Below are 1,399 nucleotides of genomic sequence, written 5' to 3'. Positions count from 1 at the left end.
CGTGGTGCGGGGATCGATGTGGCTGCAGCGGCGCCGCTGTACGTCCGTGACAAGGTTGCGTTGACGGTCGCCGAGCGCCTGGCGATGGGTGGCAAAGCATGAGCGCCGTGCTGACAGCGAGGCTCTCGATGTTGCCGATGTACCCTGCCGACCTTGACGAGATCATCGAGATCGAAAATCGCATTTATCCGTTTCCCTGGTCGCGGGCCAATTTCGTCGATTCGATCGCCGCCGGCTACAGTGTCTGGGGGGGGCGTCTCGCTGACGAGTTGGTGGGCTACTATGTCCTGATGATGGTCGTAGACGAGGCGCACTTGCTCAACATCAGTGTCGCCGAGCAGCGCCAGGGAATGGGGATTGGCACCTGCCTGTTGCGCCACGCCATGCGCCTTGCCCGGCAGGCGGGGGCGACCAGCGTCTTGCTTGAGGTACGCCCGTCGAACGTGCAGGCGCTGGCAATCTATCAGCATTTCGGTTTTCGACAGATCGGCGTGCGACGTGGCTATTATCCGGCAGAAAAGGGGACCGAGGATGCGCTGGTAATGCGGCAGGTACTGCCTGGGGGGAGAAATGATCGCCAATAAACCGAGCGGTGGGCCGCTGACGCGCGCGCAACTGTTGCACGAGATCGGCCTGTCGCCGCAGTGGCAGTTGCGCGAGCAGCGCGCGGTGGCGCTTGCCGCGCCGGCGACCCTCCCGGACGAACGGCGTCCCGCGTTAGCAAACCCGATCACCGCCATCGCCGGACTCGCGCCAGCGCCCGCCGCACCCGCTGTCATGGCCTCTGCGCGGTCGCAGGCTATCGCCGGCATGTCCTGGGAGCAGTTGCAGCACAGTGTCGCCGCCTGTCGGGCGTGTACGCTTTGCCAGCAGCGGCGGCAAGCGGTGCTCGGTGTCGGCGATCTCGCCGCCGACTGGCTGTTCATTGGCGAGGGGCCGGGAGCTGAAGAAGACGCGCGTGGCGAACCTTTCGTTGGCCCGGCCGGCCAGTTACTCGATGCAATGCTCGCGGCGATCGACCTGCAGCGGGGCGAGGATGTCTACATCGCCAACGCCGTGAAGTGTCGTCCGCCCAACAATCGAACACCGGAGGCGGCCGAGATCGCAACCTGCGCACCCTATCTGCAGCGACAGATTGCGCTCATCCAGCCACGACTGATCGTTCTCCTGGGCCGCGCAGCGGCGCATGCGCTGCTCGGTGAGGTCGGCTCGCTGGCCAGCCTGCGCGGCCAGACCTTCACTTATCCTGCGCCGCAAGCCGGTGGACACGCCATTCCGGTGGTGGTTACCTACCATCCGGCTTACCTGTTGCGCACCCTGCCGGACAAGGCCAAAGCCTGGGAGGACCTGTGCCGGGCACGCAGACTGATGCGTGCAGCCCAGGCCGCCGCTGCGCAAG

General features: G+C 65.7%; 2 protein-coding genes and 1 pseudogene. All 3 read left to right on the top strand.

What is annotated here, in order from left to right; translation table 11 throughout:
- Positions 1-102, top strand: a pseudogene (locus CAPSK01_RS22785) (tRNA (adenosine(37)-N6)-threonylcarbamoyltransferase complex dimerization subunit type 1 TsaB); the annotation flags it as partial.
- Positions 99-584 (top strand): ribosomal protein S18-alanine N-acetyltransferase, encoded by a 486-nt coding sequence (gene rimI / locus CAPSK01_RS11780; RefSeq protein ID WP_034926540.1) that lies wholly within the window; start codon positions 99-101, stop codon positions 582-584. The pseudogene CAPSK01_RS22785 and the gene rimI, both read left to right, overlap by 4 nt.
- A partial coding sequence (locus CAPSK01_RS11775; RefSeq protein ID WP_273703559.1) for a uracil-DNA glycosylase occupies positions 571-1,399 on the top strand: 829 nt, incomplete at its 3' end. The genes rimI and CAPSK01_RS11775, both read left to right, overlap by 14 nt.

The organism is Candidatus Accumulibacter vicinus (assembly GCF_000584955.1).
Classification (GTDB): Bacteria; Pseudomonadota; Gammaproteobacteria; order Burkholderiales; family Rhodocyclaceae; genus Accumulibacter; species Accumulibacter vicinus.
Note: the sequence above shows the minus strand (reverse complement) of the source record. Positions and strands in the feature narration are given on the sequence as shown.

Coding starts and splice junctions, on each gene's coding strand:
- rimI (WP_034926540.1), top strand. CDS start 99: ATGAGCGCCGTGCTGACAGCGAGGCTCTCGATGTTGCCGATGTACCCT.